This is a genomic window from Lysinibacillus sp. GW823-FHT02G10, assembly GCF_058797135.1.
On record NZ_JBXAJI010000005.1, the window covers coordinates 49918 to 68129 of the forward strand.

Sequence of the window (18212 nt, forward strand, 5' to 3'; positions counted from 1 at the left end):
TTTATTCACCTTAAAAAACGGGCAGATGCGATATCTGCCCGTTAAAAATGAATTAGATATTACCCTCATGAACGTTGATACGATTCAACGCACGTTTTAATGCTAGGTCAGCACGTTTGAAATCAATGTTGTCTTGTTTACTTTGAAGACGTCCTTCAGCACGTTTAACGGCTTCTTTAGCACGTTGAACATCGATGCTTTCAGCAATTTCAGCAGACGGCGCTAAAATTGAGATTTTTTCTGGACGAACTTCAATGAAACCACCGCTTACAGCAACAATATCAGTCGAACCGTTTTCTTTTTTAAGCTTCACTGCACCAATTGCAAGTGGAGCAACCATTGGAATATGGCCAGCAAGAACACCGATTTCTCCTGAAGTTGTTTTAGCGATTACCATTGATACTTCAGAATCGTATACTGGGCCGTCGGGAGTGACAATATTGACTAGAACTGTCTTCATATTTTTTCCTCCTCGTCCCTAGTATTAAACCTCTACGCCCATGCTTTTCGCTTTTTCAACTACTTCATCAATTGAACCAACTAGACGGAAAGCATCTTCTGGTAGGTGATCCCATTTGCCATCAAGGATTTCCTTGAATGAACGAACAGTTTCTTTTACAGGTACATAAGAACCTTTTTGACCAGTGAATTGTTCCGCTACGTGGAAGTTTTGTGATAAGAAGAATTGAATACGACGAGCACGTTCTACTGTTTGTTTATCTTCATCAGATAACTCATCCATACCTAAGATTGCAATGATATCTTGTAATTCACGGTAACGTTGGATTGTACGTTGTACACCAGTAGCAATTGCGTAGTGCTCAGCGCCTACGATTTCAGGTGATAATGCACGAGAAGTCGAAGCTAATGGGTCAACCGCAGGGTAGATACCCATTTCAGATAATTTACGCTCAAGGTTAGTTGTTGCATCTAAGTGGGCGAAAGTTGTAGCTGGAGCCGGGTCAGTATAGTCATCGGCTGGTACATAAATCGCTTGAATAGAAGTTACAGATCCTTTGTTCGTAGATGTGATACGTTCTTGTAGTTTACCCATTTCAGTTGCAAGTGTTGGTTGGTAACCTACCGCTGAAGGCATACGACCTAATAGGGCAGAAACCTCAGAACCTGCTTGTGTGAAACGGAAGATATTGTCGATGAATAAAAGTACGTCTTGACCTTGCTCATCACGGAAGTATTCCGCCATTGTAAGGCCAGTTAAAGCAACACGCATACGTGCACCAGGTGGCTCGTTCATTTGACCGAATACCATCGCTGTTTGCTTGATAACGCCTGAATCGCTCATTTCGAAGAATAAGTCGTTCCCTTCACGAGTACGCTCACCTACACCAGCGAATACAGAGATACCAGAGTGCTCTTGTGCGATATTGTTGATTAATTCTTGGATTAATACAGTTTTACCTACACCGGCACCACCGAATAGACCGATTTTACCACCTTTGATATATGGTGCAAGTAAGTCTACTACTTTGATACCTGTTTCAAGAATTTCAACTGTAGTTGAAAGATTCTCGAAAGTTGGTGCTTCACGGTGAATTGAATCACGACGTGCGTCTGCTGGAATCTCTTCACCTAAGTCAATTACTTCTCCAAGTACGTTGAATACACGACCTAGTGTAACTTCACCAACTGGTACTGAGATAGCTTTTCCTAAGTCTGTTACTTCTGCTCCACGTTGTAAGCCATCAGTAGATGACATCGCAATTGTACGAACAGAATCATCACCTAAATGAAGCGCAACTTCTAATGCAAGAATTGTTGGTTCTTCATTAGGACGTTCAATCTTAACTGTTAAAGCGTTATAGATTGCTGGTAATTGGCCATTGTCGAATTTAACGTCAACAACTGGACCCATTACTTGAATAACATGTCCTTTATTCATTACTGTGTACCCTCCTATCGTATTCTTATACGACATTGGGAAGCTGCTTGCCTATTCTAAGGCTGCAGCTCCACCAACGATTTCTGTAATTTCTTGTGTAATCGCCGCTTGACGTGCACGGTTATATTGCAAAGAAAGGTCTGAAATAAGATCAGTTGCATTATCTGTTGCATTTTTCATAGCCGTCATACGAGAAGCATGTTCACTTGCTTTTCCATCTAATAATGCGCCATAAACTAAGCTTTCCGCATATTGTGGAAGTAACACTTCTAGAATTGCTTCACCAGATGGCTCGAATTCATAAGAAGCAGTACCGCTTGCAGGGGCAATATCTGTTAATGGAAGAAGTTTTTTCTCTGTCACTTCGCTAGCAATAGCGCTGACAAAGTGATTATAGTACATATAAAGTTCGTCATACGTACCATCAATGAACATACCAACAGCATTACGAGCGATTTCTTTAATATCAGCAAATGTTGGTTGGTCAGGTAGACCGACAACATTACTGATGACATTATGATCACGTTTCACAAAGTAGTCACGAACAACACGACCTACTGCTAAAATAACGTATTCGTCTTTTGATTTATGACGCTCGTTAATCGTACGTTGTACTTGACGTAGGATACTTGAATTGTAAGCACCTGCAAGACCACGGTCAGAACCAATGACTAAGTAAGCCGTTTTCTTAACAGGACGAGCAGTTAACATTGGATGTCCGCTGTCTTTTGTCCCTGAAGCGATCGCGCCTACTACGTCCTGAATTTTTTCCATGTAAGGAACGTAAGCTTTAGCATTTTGCTCTGCACGACGTAACTTAGAAGAAGAAACCATCTGCATTGCTTTTGTAATTTGCTTCGTACTCTTTGTTGAAGTAATACGACCTTTAATTTCGCGTAAGTTTACCACTGGTATTTCACCACCTTCTGTTTTTTAATCAAGTGACTAGCTAAGACTTATTCTGATTTAGCGAAAGTTTTTTTGAATGCATTGATTGCTGCTTCATAATCCGCATCAGGAGCAAGCTCTTTAGTAGTACGAACATGATCTAAAACGTTTGTGTGGTTTGAATCTAACCAGCTTAAGAATTCTGATTCGAAGCGAACGATATCTTGTACTGGAATATCATCTAAATGACCTTTAGTTAATGCGTAAAGGATTGCAACTTGTTTTTCAACTTTTAGTGGTTTGTTAAGGTCTTGTTTAAGAACTTCAACCGTACGTTTACCACGCTCAAGTTTAGCAAGTGTTACTTTATCTAAATCTGAACCAAATTGAGCAAATGATTCAAGCTCACGGAATGCAGCTAAGTCAAGACGAAGTGTACCCGCAACTTTTTTCATCGCTTTAATTTGAGCAGATCCACCTACACGTGATACAGAAAGACCGGCGTTAATCGCTGGACGTACACCTGAGTTGAATAAGTCAGATTGTAAGAAGATTTGTCCATCAGTGATTGAGATTACGTTAGTTGGGATGTATGCAGAGATATCCCCAGCTTGTGTCTCAACGAATGGAAGAGCTGTAATCGAACCATTTTGATATGTTTCATTTAACTTCGCAGCACGTTCAAGTAAGCGGCTGTGTAAGTAGAAAACGTCACCAGGATATGCTTCACGACCTGGAGGACGGCGAAGAAGAAGTGAAAGTTCACGGTAAGCTGATGCTTGTTTAGAAAGATCATCATACACGATTAATACGTGTTTACCTTGTAACATGAATTCTTCAGCCATAGATACACCAGCAAATGGTGCTAAGAATAATAATGGAGCTGGTTGAGAAGCAGAAGCTGTCACAACGATTGTGTAATCTAAAGCGCCATGTTTACGAAGAGTTTCTACAACACCACGTACAGTAGATTCTTTTTGACCGATTGCTACGTAGATACAAATCATATTTTGGTCATTTTGGTTAAGAATTGTATCGATAGCTACAGATGTTTTACCAGTTTGACGGTCACCGATGATTAACTCACGTTGACCACGACCGATTGGTACTAATGCGTCAATCGCTTTAATACCAGTTTGTAGTGGTTCGTGTACTGATTTACGAGCCATTACACCGAAAGCTGGACTTTCGATTGGACGAGATTTTGTAGTGTTGATAGGACCTTGTCCATCCACTGGTTGTCCAAGTGGGTTTACAACACGACCAATTAGTTCTTCACCAACTGGTACTTCCATGATACGACCTGTACGACGAACTTCATCGCCTTCTTTGATGTCAGTGTATGGACCTAAGATTACGATACCAACGTTACCTTCTTCTAGGTTTTGAGCCATACCCATAACACCATTAGAGAACTCTAGTAGTTCTCCAGCCATGGCGTTGTCGAGGCCATGAGCAAGAGCAATACCGTCACCAATACGGATAACTGTACCAACTTCGCTTACTTTAAGTTCAGATTCATAATTCTCAATCTGTTGTTTAATCAGACTGCTGATTTCTTCAGCCTTGATGCCCATGTATGTCACCTCTCACATTTCTAAATTATTAACCGATTAATTCACGTTTTAGACGCTCTAGTTTATTAGCTACTGAGCTATCATAAATATGGTTACCGATTTGAACACGAATACCACCAAGTAAAGATGGATCAACTTCGTTTGTAATATTTAATGATTGTTTTCCAACAAGTTTCGCGAACGCTGCTGAAATATTAGCGCTTTCTTCTGCAGAAAGTGCACGTGTTGAAAATACTGTTGCATCTGCAGTGCCTTGTGCTTGCGCAGCAAGTTCAGCATATGCCTTAGCAATTTGTGTCATCTCGTTTACACGTTTTTTCTCAACTAGAAGTTGAACAATGTGTAAAACTTCTGGTGTTGCACCATTAAAGATATCAGCTACCATTTGTTTTTTTCGTTCAACGGAGAACTTAGGTGCATTTAAAAGCGTTAAAAAATCAGGCGATTCTTTTACTACTTTTGTTAGTTCACTTAAGTCTGCTCCTACTTCAGTAAGAATATTTTTTTGTTGCGCCAATTCAAAAAGCGCTTGAGCGTAACGTTTTGCTACAGTTGAATTACTCATCGAGCTTCCCCTGCCTTCGCAATCGTCTCTTCAATTAGAGCACGGTTGTCTGCCTCAGAAATCTCTTTGCTAAGGACTTTAGATGCTGCAAGTACAGATAATGAAACGACTTCATCACGTACAGCTGCAATAGCTTTTTCTTTTTCAGACTCAATTTCACGTAAAGCCGATTCTTTTAAGCGATTTGCTTCATTACGAGCTACAGTAAGAATTTCTTCTTTTTGTAATTCGCCTTGCTTCTTAGCGCCTTCAACAATCGATTGTGCTTCTGTACGAGCTTCCTTAAGAAGGCTCTTTTGTTCTTCTAAAAATTGGTGCGATTCTTTGCGCGCTTTTTCAGCTGCTTCGATTTCACTCGCTACTAATTCTTCACGTTGTTGCATAATGCCCATAAGTGGACCCCAAGCGAATTTCTTAAGTAGTAACATTAATACGATGAAAATAACTAATGTTGCGATGATATCTCCACTATTTAACGAAGCACCGCCTGCACCTAGTACAAGATTATCTAAAAACACGATTGTTTCACTCCCTTCAAGAGCTTTAACTTCAACATAATTTAATGACTAAAAAACTACCTATTTTAAAAAGCTATATTTACACATAGCTTTTATCAGTTCCAAAATGAAGGGCGAAGTTTCATCTGGAGAATCCTGCTTCGCCACTAGTAAAATTCAGTGTTCAACTGAATTATTTGTTCATTACGATGAATGCTACTACTACTGCGATGATCGGTAGGGCCTCAACTAATGCAACCCCGATGAACATTGTAGTTTGAAGAACGCCACGAGCTTCTGGTTGACGAGCGATACCTTCTACTGTTTTTGATACAATAAGACCGTTACCAATACCTGCACCAAGTGCACCTAAACCGATTGCGATTGCTGCTGCTAATAAACCTAATGAACCTGTCATTTGAAAATTTCCTCCTTGGAATTGTTTGTTTTTGTTGTTCAAGCATAGGGTATATGCTTTATATTAATGGTCATCGCTCACTTTATGAGCCATGTAAACCATTGTTAACATTGTGAAGATAAAGGCTTGGATAAAGCCGATGAAAATTGAGAAACCTTGCCATGCCATCATTGGAACGATTGCCCCGATGAATCCCACAGCACCTGATGATGCTAAACCTGCAAGTAAGCCAAGTAAAATCTCACCCGCGTAAATGTTACCGTAAAGACGTAAACCTAATGTTAATGTGTTTGCAAATTCTTCTACTATTTTAAGTGGGAACATGAATGACATTGGTTTGAAGAATGTACCAACATAATGACCTGTACCCTTCATTTTTACACCATAGAAATGCGTTAAGACTAATATCATTGCTGCTAATGTCATCGTTACTGTAGGGTCAGCTGTTGGTGATTTCCACCATAGCTCATGCCCATAGACAATTGAGAAAGGAAGACCTAGTAAGTTAGATACTGCGATAAACATAATTAGTGTGATACCTAGAACGTGGAATCGACCACCAGTTTTCCAATCCATGTTGCTTTTAATGATATTCTTAACGAAATCCATAATCCATTCCATAAAGTTTTGCATACCAGTAGGTTTTAACTTTAGGCTTCTAGTTGAAATAAAGGCAATTAAAAATACGATAATTGCTGCAACTAGTAACATCATAACTGTTGATAAGTTAAATGTTAAAAAACCGACTTCTAGTAACGGAGCTTCATGATTCATTGTTATTTTTCACCTCTCTTTCTAATTTAAAGCACATTAGCGGTTCCTTACATGTGACACAATTCTCTCGACAAAGAGAAAAACGTACGGAATCATTAGCCCTATAACCGTGCTAATTAAGTGAAAATAGTTTGGCAACGAAATGGCTATTGCGACTGCCGCAACACCTGATCCAAAGCGAAGCGCTGTACCAAGTGAGCCTATTTTCTTCCCTTCACTAATGGATCTGTCAAACTTCTCCATACGCCGAACTAAAATCCAAAAATTATACGTACCAAAGAATGCACCGACTGCGATGCCCGCAAAAACAGTTTGATAGGGGGTAAATCCCCAGCCTAATGCGCAGAGTGCAAGCAAAAAAAATAACGCCCTCTTCTGCACAGCAAAAATGTGATGCAAATCTAGCATTGGTTGTAATCTCCTGAATCATTTTTTCGAGTAATGAAAACGTTTGCTGACCACTATGTGAAATCAGAAAAGAGCAGTGAAAAGCACTACTCACAGCGGAATAGTAATGGGAGAGTCATTTCAATTACAGGTGTAAATGCCCAAAAAAATAACTTACACCCCTTACCGACTCGGTAAAAACCGAAACGCACAAAACGTTGCAAATCGACAGTCTTATTTTGAACTGTCAATTTAGTAGAAAGTTGATATAACAAGTGTTTCAACGTCCTATTTATGAACAGAAACCCTTATCATTCTTACCCTTTGTAAGCATACAATAGGTGATATTTGAAGTCAATTGGTAAAGGAGAAAAACTTCACAGCCTCTATACTCTTGTCAAATTGTTGACAAATTTGTGTATGAAATTTCATAGTTTCAAAATTTCTCAACCTTCTCACGCATAAAAAAAGCTAATTTACGACAAGATTATGCTCGTAAATTAGCTTACCCATTTCAACAGGTACATTAGACTTATTTTTAATATAAAATATAGTATTTTAATTAGTTTTTTGTAAAAATCCTAGCAATGCTTCAACAATACGCTTAGATGCATGTCCATCTCCATATGGATTTGATGCTTTAGCCATTGCTTCATAGGCATTATTATCTGTTAGTAATTCCTTTGCTAAGGCGTAAATTGTTTCCTCTTCTGTTCCTGCTAGCTTTAATGTTCCTGCTGCAATCCCCTCTGGACGTTCTGTCGTATCTCTAAGAACAAGCACTGGCTTTCCTAATGAAGGTGCCTCTTCTTGTACACCGCCTGAATCCGTTAAGATCATATATGAATTAGCCGCAAAGTTATGGAAATCAAATACTTCAAGAGGCTCAATTAAATGCACTCGTTTATTATTCCCTAAAATTTCATTAGCAATTTCTCTTACAGCCGGATTCATATGAACTGGATAAACAACTTGAACATCCTCATGTTCTGCGAGTATTCTAGTGATCGCTTTAAACATATGGCGCATTGGTTCACCAAGATTTTCGCGACGATGTGCTGTTAATAAAATCATGCGATCCTCGCCAATTTTATCTAATACAGGATGCGTGTAGTGTTCACTGACTGTTGTTGCTAATGCGTCTATTGCTGTATTACCTGTAACAAAAATCGTCGCTGGATTTTTGTTCTCATCTAAAAGATTCTTTTTAGATACTTCAGTTGGCGCAAAATGTAAATCTGCCATCACGCCTGTTAGTTGACGATTCATTTCCTCTGGATATGGTGAATATTTGTTCCATGTTCGAAGTCCCGCTTCTACATGTCCTATAGCAATTTGGTTATAGAACGCAGCGAGGCTTGCAATGAAAGTCGTTGCTGTATCACCATGTACCAAAACGATATCTGGTTGTGCTTCCTTCATTACTTTATCTAAACCCTGTAATGCGTTTGTCGTTACATCAATTAATGTTTGGCGATCCTTCATTATATTTAAGTCATAGTTTGGCGTAATACTAAACGTCTCTAATACTTGATCGAGCATTTGGCGATGCTGTGCTGTTACAGTTACAATAGATTCTATTTGCTTAGGATACTTTTGTAACTCCAAAACAAGAGGAGCCATTTTAATTGCTTCTGGTCTTGTACCAAAAATCGTCATTACTTTCCATTTCTTTGTCAAAACGATCTGCACCGTCCTTTTTATTATTGTATGGTAAGATCAATCTCCTGTTGATGAGGGATTACTTACCTACACATACTATGAAACGCCCTTCAATTTGAAGGACGCTTTCACAAGTTATTAGTTTCCTAAATGAGGAAATTTCATGTATGGATTTTTATTTTGTACCGAATAGACGGTCTCCAGCATCACCTAAGCCTGGTACAATATAACCATGGTCATTTAATTTTTCATCAAGTGCAGCAATGTAAATATCTACATCCGAATGTTCTTCTTGAATAGCTTTCACACCCTCTGGTGCAGCGATTAAGCACATGAATTTAATGTTTTTAGCTCCACGTTTTTTCAGTGAATGAATTGCCTCCACTGCAGAACCACCAGTTGCAAGCATTGGATCTACAATGATGAAATCACGTTCTTCAACATCTGCAGGAAGTTTTGCGTAATATTCAACTGGTTTTAATGTCTCTGGATCACGGTAAAGACCAATATGACCAACTTTTGCAGCAGGGATAAGCTTTAATACGCCATCTACCATACCGATACCTGCACGTAAAATCGGTACGATTGCAAGTTTTTTACCAGAAAGTACTTTTGTTTTTGCAATTGTTACAGGTGTTTCAATTTCAATTTCCTCTACTGGCATATCACGTGTAATTTCAAATGCCATTAGTGTTGCCACTTCGTCTACTAGCTCACGAAATTCTTTTGTTCCTGTATTCTTGTCGCGAATATAAGTTAATTTGTGTTGGATTAGTGGATGATCAAATACATAGACTTTGCTCAAAGGGATTCTCTCCTCACCGTTCGGATTCATTTTTATCTCAACTAGTATAACAGAAAAAAGGAGTCGTCTCAAAAATAAATTTAGGACAACTCCATTTATCATCTATTCTTTTGTCAAAACTAAGTTATTGATCAAGGATTATATCTAATTGTTCAATTGGCATTGGCTTGAAATAGAAGTATCCTTGTCCTACTGTGCATCCTAGCGCACGTAGAATCTCAACCTGTTCCTCTGTCTCTATACCCTCTGCCACTGAAATCATCCCTAAATTTAATGCTAACTGAATGATAGAGCGAACAATAGCAAGTGTTGCTGGATCTTCAATAGCATTGATGAAGCTACGATCAATCTTTAGTTCAGCAAACGGTAGTTGTTGTAAATAGCTTAATGAAGAAAAGCCAGTTCCAAAATCATCTACGGATGTTTTAAAGCCATAGCTCTTCAGCTCTTGAATGATCTTATAGGCTGATTGGAAATCTACTAAACCAATATTTTCTGTCACCTCTAAGATAATATAGCTAGGGTCAATATTATACTTCCGCACAAGTTTCAGTGTATCCTGAACAAAGTGCGTGTAGTAAAAATGGTCAGGTGAAATATTGACAGCAATTTTCACTAATTTCCTTCCCAGGCGTTGTCGTTCTGAAAGCCATGAGAGTACCGTCTCTAAAATAAGCACATCAATTTCTCGAACCTTACCAGCACTCTCAGCTACTGGAATAAAGACTGCCGGTGAAACAAAACCCAATTTTGGAGAAATCCATCTTGCAAGTGCTTCAATACTTTGAATTTCCCCATTGCGTAAATCTACTTTAGGCTGTAAGTGGACTGTTATTTCTTTATTTTTGATGGCTTCTGACAAATGATTTAAAACCGTCATCTTCTGTACAAGCACATCATTTTTCTCTGTTGTAAATATTTCAGTATGTGTGCCTGGCCTATCGATTGCAAAGGATAACGCATTATCTGCAAAACGAATCGCATCATTAATATTTATGTCATCATTATAGGAAGCAATGCCTGTTTTTAATGTAATATAGATTTGCTTTCCTCCTATAATAAAAGGCTGGCGAATCGTTTCTTTTATTCTCATCTCATAATCATTCAAATCTTCATGAAGTGACATTGTAGTCATAATCAAACTAGAGCTAGTGAATCTAGCAACATACTCATTACTTTCTGACTTGTCTTGCTCAAGACGTTTGGCAAGTTGTCTTAAAAGTTCATCACCAATTTCACGGCCATATAATTCAACTACTTGATGAAATTCACTAGGTTTTAATATTTTAATAAAGCCGCTTTGCCCCTGCTGGACTTCCCTTTCAATCGTATTAACAAAGCTGTGACGATTAGGCAGACCTGTTGTAATGTCTGTATAGGCTAAATCCCAAATTTTTTTCTGCGTCCTTGCATATGAATAAGCCAATGCAACAAGAGCACCCATTTTTCGAAACATACTTTTAAGCATTTGGTCACTTTGTGTTTTTTGGCTAAATATCGAGAAAACACCTATTACTTGCCGCTGTTGATTACGTATAGGGATAAACCATCCATGCGGCTTTTTAGCTAGCGAAGCATATTGCTTATGTTCTTTAGGAATATTCACTTCATCTAAATTTTCTATGAAAGTAGATGTTTCTGATTGCATGACCTTATTAAAGAAATCATTGTTTGTACAACATTTTGGTACGCTCTCTGTTTGATTATCTCCTATGAAAACTTGTAATTGGTTTACTTCTGTTTTTATAAGCACCATACTTGCAATATTTGGCATGAAAAATTCATCGAGGCCTTGACAAATAAGCTTCATCTTTTGCTCAAAAGTAAACTCCTTCTCAATTGCCCTGTACATATCATTTTCTAAACGCATTAAGAAGTCTTCCGTATGATAATATGTAACATCCTTCACAAATACTAAAACAAATTGGGTTACATTTGCCTCATTGCAAAAAGGTAATGCTTGTATTTCTGCCCAAAAGGGAGGTTTATCGATGCCATTATGATATAGCTTCGCCTGCACCATTATGCCGTTATGTATTTTTTCTTTAATCATTTCAATGGTTGTCATTTTTTCGTCCATTGATAGCCATGAAAAATAATCAGTATTTAGTATTTGTGAACGTGCAGCATTAGTAAGCATACAAAAAGAATCATTACACTCTACTATGTAATGATGCTTCGTCGCATCAAAAATAACGTAGCTTTCTTTCGAATTATTACCTAATTTGCGAATGCTGTTTAATAATACATCATAATCTGTGTTTAACGATTTAGTGACCATCCAACCCCTCCTTTTCTATCACTTCATTTCATTTCCATTGTACATAAAATTTAATTAAATTTTCACTTTTATTAAAAAAAACTTCTTTTCTAGGACACTATCTGTCCTCTGCCTACTATAATATATCCCTTTATACCGTTTTTATGTAAATTTATTCAAAAATAAGGGGATTATTCTACTTTATTAGAAAAAAGATGTTTTTTACAGTTTAATCCTCCATTTCCAAAACAAAAAGCTGTATTTAAAGTAAATTTTGTACTTTAAATACAGCTATTATTCTATTGATTATACATATAGTGGATGCTTATCAGTTAATGCCTTCACACGATCTTTTGCATCTGCTTTAACTGCCTCATCTTCAGGGCTTTTAAGAACAGCTGCTATAATTGCTCCTACTTCTTTCATATCTTCCTCTTTAAAGCCACGAGAAGTGACCGCTGGAGTACCAATACGAATTCCAGAAGTGACAAATGGAGATTCAGTATCGTAAGGGATTGTATTTTTATTTGTTGTAATTCCTACTTCATCTAGTGCGTGCTCTGCTACTTTACCTGTTAAACCAAGAGATTTAACATTTAGCAGTAATAAATGGTTATCTGTACCACCAGAAACAATTTCAACACCCTCAGCAATTAATACTTCTGCTAATGCCTTTGCATTGGCTTTAATTTGTTTTGCATAGTCTTTAAATTCTGGTTGTAAAGCTTCTCCAAATGCTACAGCTTTTGCAGCGATAACATGCATTAATGGGCCACCTTGAATGCCTGGGAATACAGATTTATTTAGTTTTTGCTCCCATTCTTTTGAAGCAAGAATTAATCCACCACGTGGTCCACGTAATGTTTTATGTGTAGTTGATGTAACAAAATCAGCATATGGCACTGGTGATTGATGTTCGCCAGCAGCTACAAGGCCAGCAATGTGTGCCATATCCACCATGAAATAGGCTCCGACTTCGTCTGCAATTTCACGGAATTTAGAGAAGTCAATTTCACGTGGATAAGCAGATGCACCAGCAACAATCAGTTTCGGTTTATGCTCTAAAGCCTTTTGTCGTACATCTTCATAATCAATCACTTGTGTATCTTGTGTTACACCATACTCTACAAAATTATATAGAATACCAGAGAAGTTTACTGGAGAACCATGTGTTAAGTGACCACCATGTGAAAGGTTCATACCCAGAACTGTGTCACCTGGTTCTAGAATCGTATGGTAAACAGCCATGTTTGCTTGTGCACCTGAGTGTGGTTGCACATTTGCATATTCTGCTCCGAAGAGTTCTTTTACACGATCACGTGCAATGTCTTCTACTACGTCTACATGCTCACAGCCACCATAATAGCGTTTACCAGGATAACCTTCAGCGTATTTATTTGTCAGTACTGATCCTTGCGCTTCCATCACTGCTTCGGATACAAAGTTTTCTGATGCAATCAATTCAATATTTGCTTGCTGACGTGTTTTTTCTGCAAGAATTCCATCTAGTACTGCTTTGTCTTGTACTGCTAATTTTTCATATGCCATGTTTGAAAAAGCCTCCTAAAGTATCGTTATTCATCTCTACCACTAAATAGGGTGGTAATTATTTATATACTGCACGTTCTCCGCCAATTAGCTTAGGACGTGTTGTTGCAATCGTCACAACAGCTTCTCCTACCATTTTTACCGATGTTCGAACAGGCACAGCTACTGCTTTCAAATGCATACCGATTAATGTTTGTCCAATATCAATACCTGCATGTGCCTGTATTGTTTCAACAATCACTGGGTTATCAAATTGCGTATAGGCATATGCTGACATTGAGCCGCCTGCCGTACGTACTGGGACAACCGCTACTGGATCATAGCCAAATTTTTCAGCTGTAGATGCTTCCATAGTAATGGCGCGATTTATATGCTCACAACCTTGGAATGCTAAAAGCAATTGATGCTTTGCTGCAAATTCTTGTAACGGCTCAAAAATGGCTTCTGCTATCTCCAATGCTCCCGCTGTGCCAATTTTCTGACCAATCACTTCAGATGTAGAGCACCCTACTACAAAAATTGTATGGGGTCGTAATGTTACTTGCTCTTCAAATTCACTGAGTAACTGAGTCAAATGTGTTCGTATTTGTTTTACAACCATTAAGCTCAGCTCCTTCATCTATATCCATTAAAATCATGCCATATATGACATCCTAAACGAATGCCATATATGGAATAACAAAACTATTATTGCTCTAGTTCAGTAATTTTTTCAATACGGCGTACATGGCGGCCACCTTCAAAATCGGTTTCTAGCCATGCTTGTACGATTTCACGTGCAAGGCCAGGGCCAATTACACGTTCGCCCATTGCTAAAATATTTGAATCATTATGGCAACGCGTTGCCTTGGCACTAAATACATCATGTACTAATGCACAACGTATACCCTTGACCTTATTAGCGGCAATGGACATACCAATTCCTGTGCCACAAATTAAAATGCCTTTATCAAATTCTCCGTTAGCAACACCCTCAGATACAGGTTTTGCATAGTCTGGATAGTCTACTGAATCCGCAGATTGTGGACCAAAATCTTCGTAGCTAATTTGAAGTTCATCTAATAGCTGCATAATCTCACGACGTAAGTTATTGCCTCCGTGATCAGAAGAAATTGCTATTCTCACTGGGTTCCCTCTTTTCGAATTATAGTCAACCTTAGTGTACCACTTCTTTCTGAAGAATAACACGATTTTTCTTATGTTTTTACGTTGATTTTTCCCGAAAGACGAACATTAATTGTATGTTAACATAAAATCATTCACTTTTAAACTTATTTTTTGTGGATAATGTGAATATCATGTTAATAAGTTCGGATAATGGTCTTTTGTTGTAATATTCCATCTACTGAAGTTTTTTTAGCTTTTTACTTACAGTGGACATAAATTGTCCTTTAATAAAAAAGGTTATACATAAATCCGATTTTTCATGGGATTTATGTATAACCTTCAGGACTATGCTTGTCTATCAAATTGTTGGATCATTTTATGCAATGCTTCCGATTGCTTTTTCAAACTTTGAGCCAGATGCTCGACTTGTTCAATTGCATAGGCTTGCTCTTCAGCAGCACTACGAACTTCCTGTGCACCTGCTGACGTTTGTTCCGCAATGGCAGCAACTTCCTGTGATTGTCGAGCTGTCGTTTCAATATTATGCATTTGCTGTTCAATTAAAGAAGAAATCTCAACAATTGATGTTGCCATTTCATGTACATTAGAAGCCATATTTTCTACTGCTGTCGTTGTTTCAGACACTCGATCGGCTTCCTTTGTTGCAAAGGCAACTTGTTCGTTCATTTGTTTCACAACTACTTCTACGTTTTGCTGCATGGTTTGAATTAAAGCTGTAATTCCTTGCACTGCTTTTGCACTTTCATCAGCCAAACCACGGACTTCTTCAGCTACTACTGCAAAGCCTTTTCCATGTTCTCCTGCACGAGCAGCTTCTATAGAGGCGTTTAGTGCCAACAGATTGGTTTGTGCTGCAATGTCACCAACTAAGCTAATTATTCGTTCTACCTGTCCAGCATTCTCTTCTAGCGCATGAATGCTTTTTAATGCCTCATTATTGCCTGTCGCAATTTGTTGAATACTATTCACTAATGTTTCAATGGCTTTTGTTGTTGTCGATAAATTATGTAGAATCTCTTTAGTTTGTGATGCTGATGCTTCTGCCCTACTATTTACCTCTGTTGCAAGCGTTCTTACATCTTCAATCGCTTCAGCAGTATCTTGTACAGCAGTTGCAGATGCTTCTGCTCCTGTAGAAATATGCTTTACGGTAGATGCAATGCCTTCTGCCTTTCTTGTTGCCACTCCTGCTTCATCTGAAAGCTGGATAATCGATTGATTCGTTTGTTGGAAGTTATGATCAATACTTTCCACCATTTGACGTAAGTTTAACACCATTTGTTGGAATGCCTCTGCAACAGATCGAATCTCATCATTTGTATTAGGCATTTGTACATCCTGTCCTATTTTTCCTTCTGCCACAAGTGTTGCTGAGTGTTCAAGCTGCTGTAACGGCTTGATGAGGATTACACTTAAAAAGGCAGCTAATATCCCTGACCAAGTTATGCCTAACGCATACGTAATCACTTCAAAAACTTTTCGATTTGTGTCAGGGAAGAAGGTAGGTTGTAAAAACTCAATGAATATAAAACTGACACTGTAGGTGATTAGTGCAAGAACACTAACAAATAACACCAACTTTAGGCGTAAACCAAATTGTTTTTTCATAGGACCCCTCAATTCTTTTCTAGTTTTTGTATTAATTGATCAACCAGTTCTTTTAATTCTGCAAATGTTGCTTCATAAATTGCTCTATTACCACCATAAGGATCCACTACATTTTCTAAACTGCCCTCATTTGTATACTCTTTCAATGTAAATACTTTATGCTCAGCTTCTGGATAATTGGAAATGACGGTATCTTTGTGAGCAGTCGTCATCGTTAAAACTAAGTCTGCCCATGCCATTTCAGCTTGTGATAATTGCGTCGCAAAATGTTGATGGGACATTTGGGCTTCATTTAACACTTGTTGTGCATGTGCTGACATTTGTGCATTAGGCATCGCATAAATACCCGCTGAGCGCACTTCTACATTGTTTATTTGTTTATGTTTTAAAATAGCTTCTGCCATCGGACTGCGACAAGTATTGCCTGTACAAACAAATAATATTTTCACACTTATCACTCTCCAATTTTATCTATTGTTGAATAGCTAGAATACTCATGATTATAAATATAATGCCAGCAATGATTTGAATTTTATTGCCAAAAAAGACTTGGCTCCTACGTGCTATAACTAATGACCCATAAGCACAAATTAATGCACTTAAGCCTGCACTCATAATAAAAATCGTTTTTTCTAAGTTAAGCATACCAAAAGAAACACTAACTGAAAAGGTGTCTAGGCTTGCAGTCACTGCTAAAAGTACAGGTGAAATCGTTACTTTTTCATCTCTGTGAGAAAATAATAATAAATGCATCCCGATACAAAATAATAAAATACTTGAAATCCATTGTCCCCATTCTAATAGAAATCGAACTAAATAGCTTCCTAATTCAAACCCTAATAAAGGAAAAAGCATATGTAATGCAGCCGTCCATAATGATAAAAATAATCGATATCTAACATTTGGCAGCAAAACATATAGACCAATCACATCAACAGACGTTAATATACCTGCAAGAATTCCCTGCAAGAACGCACTCCTTCGCTCCCTAATATTTTATCATTTTATGCTCGAAAATACATTATTATCATAACTGTTTACTATTGTTTTTCATTTTTAACATATAATAATTGGACAAAAAAAGACAAAAAACATGTGGTTTTTCAATGTCTTTTGCCTATAATTGTTCTATTATTATTTACAATGAATACCATTTACCTCCAGAGGCTTTTTCAAGTCTATTCATAATAGCTGCACCTACTCCTTCTATTGAAGTAGTTGTTGCTAATATTACGGTAGCGGTAGTTTTATCACATGCTCTAAGTGCATTATATAAGGCCGCACCCATTTCTTCTTTACTTCCTGCTTCACCAATAGAGAAGTAAAAATCCACTTTAATTTCTTCAAAGTTCTCAGGTGCAAGTAGTGCTACACTATGTCCTTGTCTCTTTAAATGTAGAACAGCTTCGTTGACTTTCTCAACATCACAGTCTATTAAATACACGGGAGCATTTGGTGCATAATGCGTATATTTCATTCCCGGTGCCTTAGGCGTTGCGTCTAGCTTCTGTTCTATTTTAGTTGGTTGAATCACTGGACCAATCTTAGCCTCAAGCATTTCCTTCGTAATGCCACCTGGACGTAAAATTACTGGAGGTTCATGTGTCACATCTAGTACAGTAGACTCAAGCCCTATGCCTGTAGAACCTCCATCTAAAATATAAGGTATGTACCCTTCTAAATCATCTAAAACATGAACGGCTTCTGTAGGACTTGGCTTTCCACTACGATTAGCGCTCGGTGCAGCAAGCGGTTTTTGGAGCTGTTGTAGTAAGGCGAGCGCTACTGGATGATCAGGCATTCGAATGCCAACTGTTGATAACCCAGCTGTGACACTTTTAGCTAATACATCCGGCTTCGCTGGCATCACCAGTGTTAATGGTCCTGGCCAAAATAAATCCATGCATTGTTTAGCTATGTTAGAAATATGTTCGATATAGATCGCTACTTCCTCTTTTGTACCAACATGGACAATTAAAGGATTATCTGAAGGTCGACCTTTTGCTTCAAATATCTTTTTAACTGCCAGATCATTTGTGGCAATCGCTCCTAAGCCATAAACCGTCTCTGTTGGAAATGCGACTACCTCTCCTGCATTTAAGATATCCACAGCTTGTGTATAATTAATCTGACTATTCACATTACTGTCCACAACCTTACAAACAGTTTTCATGATTAATACCTACCTTCAATTA

19 protein-coding genes are annotated in these 18212 nt (G+C 38.0%); all 19 read right to left on the reverse strand.

Features of this window, described 5'->3' with window-relative positions; genetic code table 11:
• Positions 1-52: 52 nt before the first annotated feature.
• Complete coding sequence (locus AC1RFD_RS15860; protein WP_004269480.1) at positions 53-460, reverse strand: F0F1 ATP synthase subunit epsilon; 408 nt, start codon at positions 458-460, stop codon at positions 53-55.
• A gap of 24 nt (positions 461-484) precedes the next feature.
• Entirely contained in the window at positions 485-1900 is a 1416-nt protein-coding gene (atpD, locus tag AC1RFD_RS15865) for a F0F1 ATP synthase subunit beta (RefSeq protein ID WP_004269479.1), read from the reverse strand.
• Between the two features lie 51 nt (positions 1901-1951).
• The gene (gene atpG / locus AC1RFD_RS15870) at positions 1952-2809 is read right to left on the reverse strand and encodes an ATP synthase F1 subunit gamma (RefSeq protein WP_004269478.1); all 858 of its coding nucleotides are present in this window, start codon (positions 2807-2809) and stop codon (positions 1952-1954) included.
• Positions 2810-2856: 47 nt separating this feature from the next.
• A complete protein-coding gene (gene atpA, locus AC1RFD_RS15875; protein WP_004269477.1) occupies positions 2857-4365 on the reverse strand; it encodes a F0F1 ATP synthase subunit alpha in 1509 nt (502 codons plus the stop codon).
• Positions 4366-4393: 28 nt separating this feature from the next.
• Positions 4394-4930: a F0F1 ATP synthase subunit delta gene (locus AC1RFD_RS15880; protein WP_416141335.1), complete on the reverse strand. Its 537-nt coding sequence runs from the start codon at positions 4928-4930 to the stop codon at positions 4394-4396.
• Positions 4927-5448 (reverse strand): F0F1 ATP synthase subunit B, encoded by a 522-nt coding sequence (gene atpF, locus AC1RFD_RS15885; RefSeq protein WP_016992759.1) that lies wholly within the window; start codon positions 5446-5448, stop codon positions 4927-4929. The genes AC1RFD_RS15880 and atpF overlap by 4 nt, the downstream gene beginning before the upstream one ends.
• 172 nt (positions 5449-5620) lie before the next feature.
• Positions 5621-5845, reverse strand: a complete 225-nt coding sequence (gene atpE / locus AC1RFD_RS15890) for a F0F1 ATP synthase subunit C (protein WP_004269474.1) — start codon at positions 5843-5845, stop codon at positions 5621-5623.
• A gap of 63 nt (positions 5846-5908) precedes the next feature.
• Positions 5909-6619, reverse strand: a complete 711-nt coding sequence (gene atpB / locus AC1RFD_RS15895; RefSeq protein WP_004269473.1) for a F0F1 ATP synthase subunit A — start codon at positions 6617-6619, stop codon at positions 5909-5911.
• Positions 6620-6655: 36 nt separating this feature from the next.
• The gene (locus AC1RFD_RS15900) at positions 6656-7027 is read right to left on the reverse strand and encodes an ATP synthase subunit I (protein ID WP_004269472.1); all 372 of its coding nucleotides are present in this window, start codon (positions 7025-7027) and stop codon (positions 6656-6658) included.
• Between the two features lie 537 nt (positions 7028-7564).
• Positions 7565-8686: a non-hydrolyzing UDP-N-acetylglucosamine 2-epimerase gene (gene wecB, locus AC1RFD_RS15905; RefSeq protein ID WP_004269471.1), complete on the reverse strand. Its 1122-nt coding sequence runs from the start codon at positions 8684-8686 to the stop codon at positions 7565-7567.
• 157 nt (positions 8687-8843) lie between these two features.
• Positions 8844-9473, reverse strand: a complete 630-nt coding sequence (gene upp, locus AC1RFD_RS15910; RefSeq protein WP_004269470.1) for a uracil phosphoribosyltransferase — start codon at positions 9471-9473, stop codon at positions 8844-8846.
• A gap of 124 nt (positions 9474-9597) precedes the next feature.
• A complete protein-coding gene (locus AC1RFD_RS15915) occupies positions 9598-11754 on the reverse strand; it encodes an EAL domain-containing protein (protein WP_342557409.1) in 2157 nt (718 codons plus the stop codon).
• Positions 11755-12039: 285 nt separating this feature from the next.
• The gene (gene glyA / locus AC1RFD_RS15920) at positions 12040-13281 is read right to left on the reverse strand and encodes a serine hydroxymethyltransferase (RefSeq protein WP_048395620.1); all 1242 of its coding nucleotides are present in this window, start codon (positions 13279-13281) and stop codon (positions 12040-12042) included.
• Positions 13282-13339: 58 nt separating this feature from the next.
• The gene (locus AC1RFD_RS15925) at positions 13340-13882 is read right to left on the reverse strand and encodes a TIGR01440 family protein (RefSeq protein ID WP_016992753.1); all 543 of its coding nucleotides are present in this window, start codon (positions 13880-13882) and stop codon (positions 13340-13342) included.
• 86 nt (positions 13883-13968) lie between these two features.
• On the reverse strand, positions 13969-14406 hold the full coding sequence (rpiB, locus tag AC1RFD_RS15930; RefSeq protein ID WP_004269466.1) for a ribose 5-phosphate isomerase B: 438 nt from the start codon (positions 14404-14406) through the stop codon (positions 13969-13971).
• A 327-nt stretch (positions 14407-14733) separates the two neighbouring features.
• On the reverse strand, positions 14734-16017 hold the full coding sequence (locus tag AC1RFD_RS15935) for a methyl-accepting chemotaxis protein (protein WP_004269465.1): 1284 nt from the start codon (positions 16015-16017) through the stop codon (positions 14734-14736).
• 8 nt (positions 16018-16025) lie between these two features.
• Positions 16026-16466: a low molecular weight protein arginine phosphatase gene (locus AC1RFD_RS15940; protein WP_054548714.1), complete on the reverse strand. Its 441-nt coding sequence runs from the start codon at positions 16464-16466 to the stop codon at positions 16026-16028.
• A gap of 22 nt (positions 16467-16488) precedes the next feature.
• Positions 16489-16986, reverse strand: coding sequence for a manganese efflux pump (locus AC1RFD_RS15945; RefSeq protein WP_048395616.1), 498 nt, complete (start codon positions 16984-16986; stop codon positions 16489-16491).
• 169 nt (positions 16987-17155) lie between these two features.
• On the reverse strand, positions 17156-18190 hold the full coding sequence (locus tag AC1RFD_RS15950; protein ID WP_103117427.1) for an L-threonylcarbamoyladenylate synthase: 1035 nt from the start codon (positions 18188-18190) through the stop codon (positions 17156-17158).
• Between the last annotated feature and the right edge of the window lie 22 nt (positions 18191-18212).

Coding starts and splice junctions, on each gene's coding strand:
- atpA (WP_004269477.1), bottom strand. CDS start 4,365: ATGGGCATCAAGGCTGAAGAAATCAGCAGTCTGATTAAACAACAGATT.
- atpD (WP_004269479.1), bottom strand. CDS start 1,900: ATGAATAAAGGACATGTTATTCAAGTAATGGGTCCAGTTGTTGACGTT.
- AC1RFD_RS15935 (WP_004269465.1), bottom strand. CDS start 16,017: ATGAAAAAACAATTTGGTTTACGCCTAAAGTTGGTGTTATTTGTTAGT.
- glyA (WP_048395620.1), bottom strand. CDS start 13,281: ATGGCATATGAAAAATTAGCAGTACAAGACAAAGCAGTACTAGATGGA.
- AC1RFD_RS15925 (WP_016992753.1), bottom strand. CDS start 13,882: ATGGTTGTAAAACAAATACGAACACATTTGACTCAGTTACTCAGTGAA.
- AC1RFD_RS15950 (WP_103117427.1), bottom strand. CDS start 18,190: ATGAAAACTGTTTGTAAGGTTGTGGACAGTAATGTGAATAGTCAGATT.
- AC1RFD_RS15915 (WP_342557409.1), bottom strand. CDS start 11,754: ATGGTCACTAAATCGTTAAACACAGATTATGATGTATTATTAAACAGC.
- AC1RFD_RS15880 (WP_416141335.1), bottom strand. CDS start 4,930: ATGAGTAATTCAACTGTAGCAAAACGTTACGCTCAAGCGCTTTTTGAA.
- atpE (WP_004269474.1), bottom strand. CDS start 5,845: ATGACAGGTTCATTAGGTTTATTAGCAGCAGCAATCGCAATCGGTTTA.
- atpB (WP_004269473.1), bottom strand. CDS start 6,619: ATGAATCATGAAGCTCCGTTACTAGAAGTCGGTTTTTTAACATTTAAC.
- AC1RFD_RS15860 (WP_004269480.1), bottom strand. CDS start 460: ATGAAGACAGTTCTAGTCAATATTGTCACTCCCGACGGCCCAGTATAC.
- AC1RFD_RS15900 (WP_004269472.1), bottom strand. CDS start 7,027: ATGCTAGATTTGCATCACATTTTTGCTGTGCAGAAGAGGGCGTTATTT.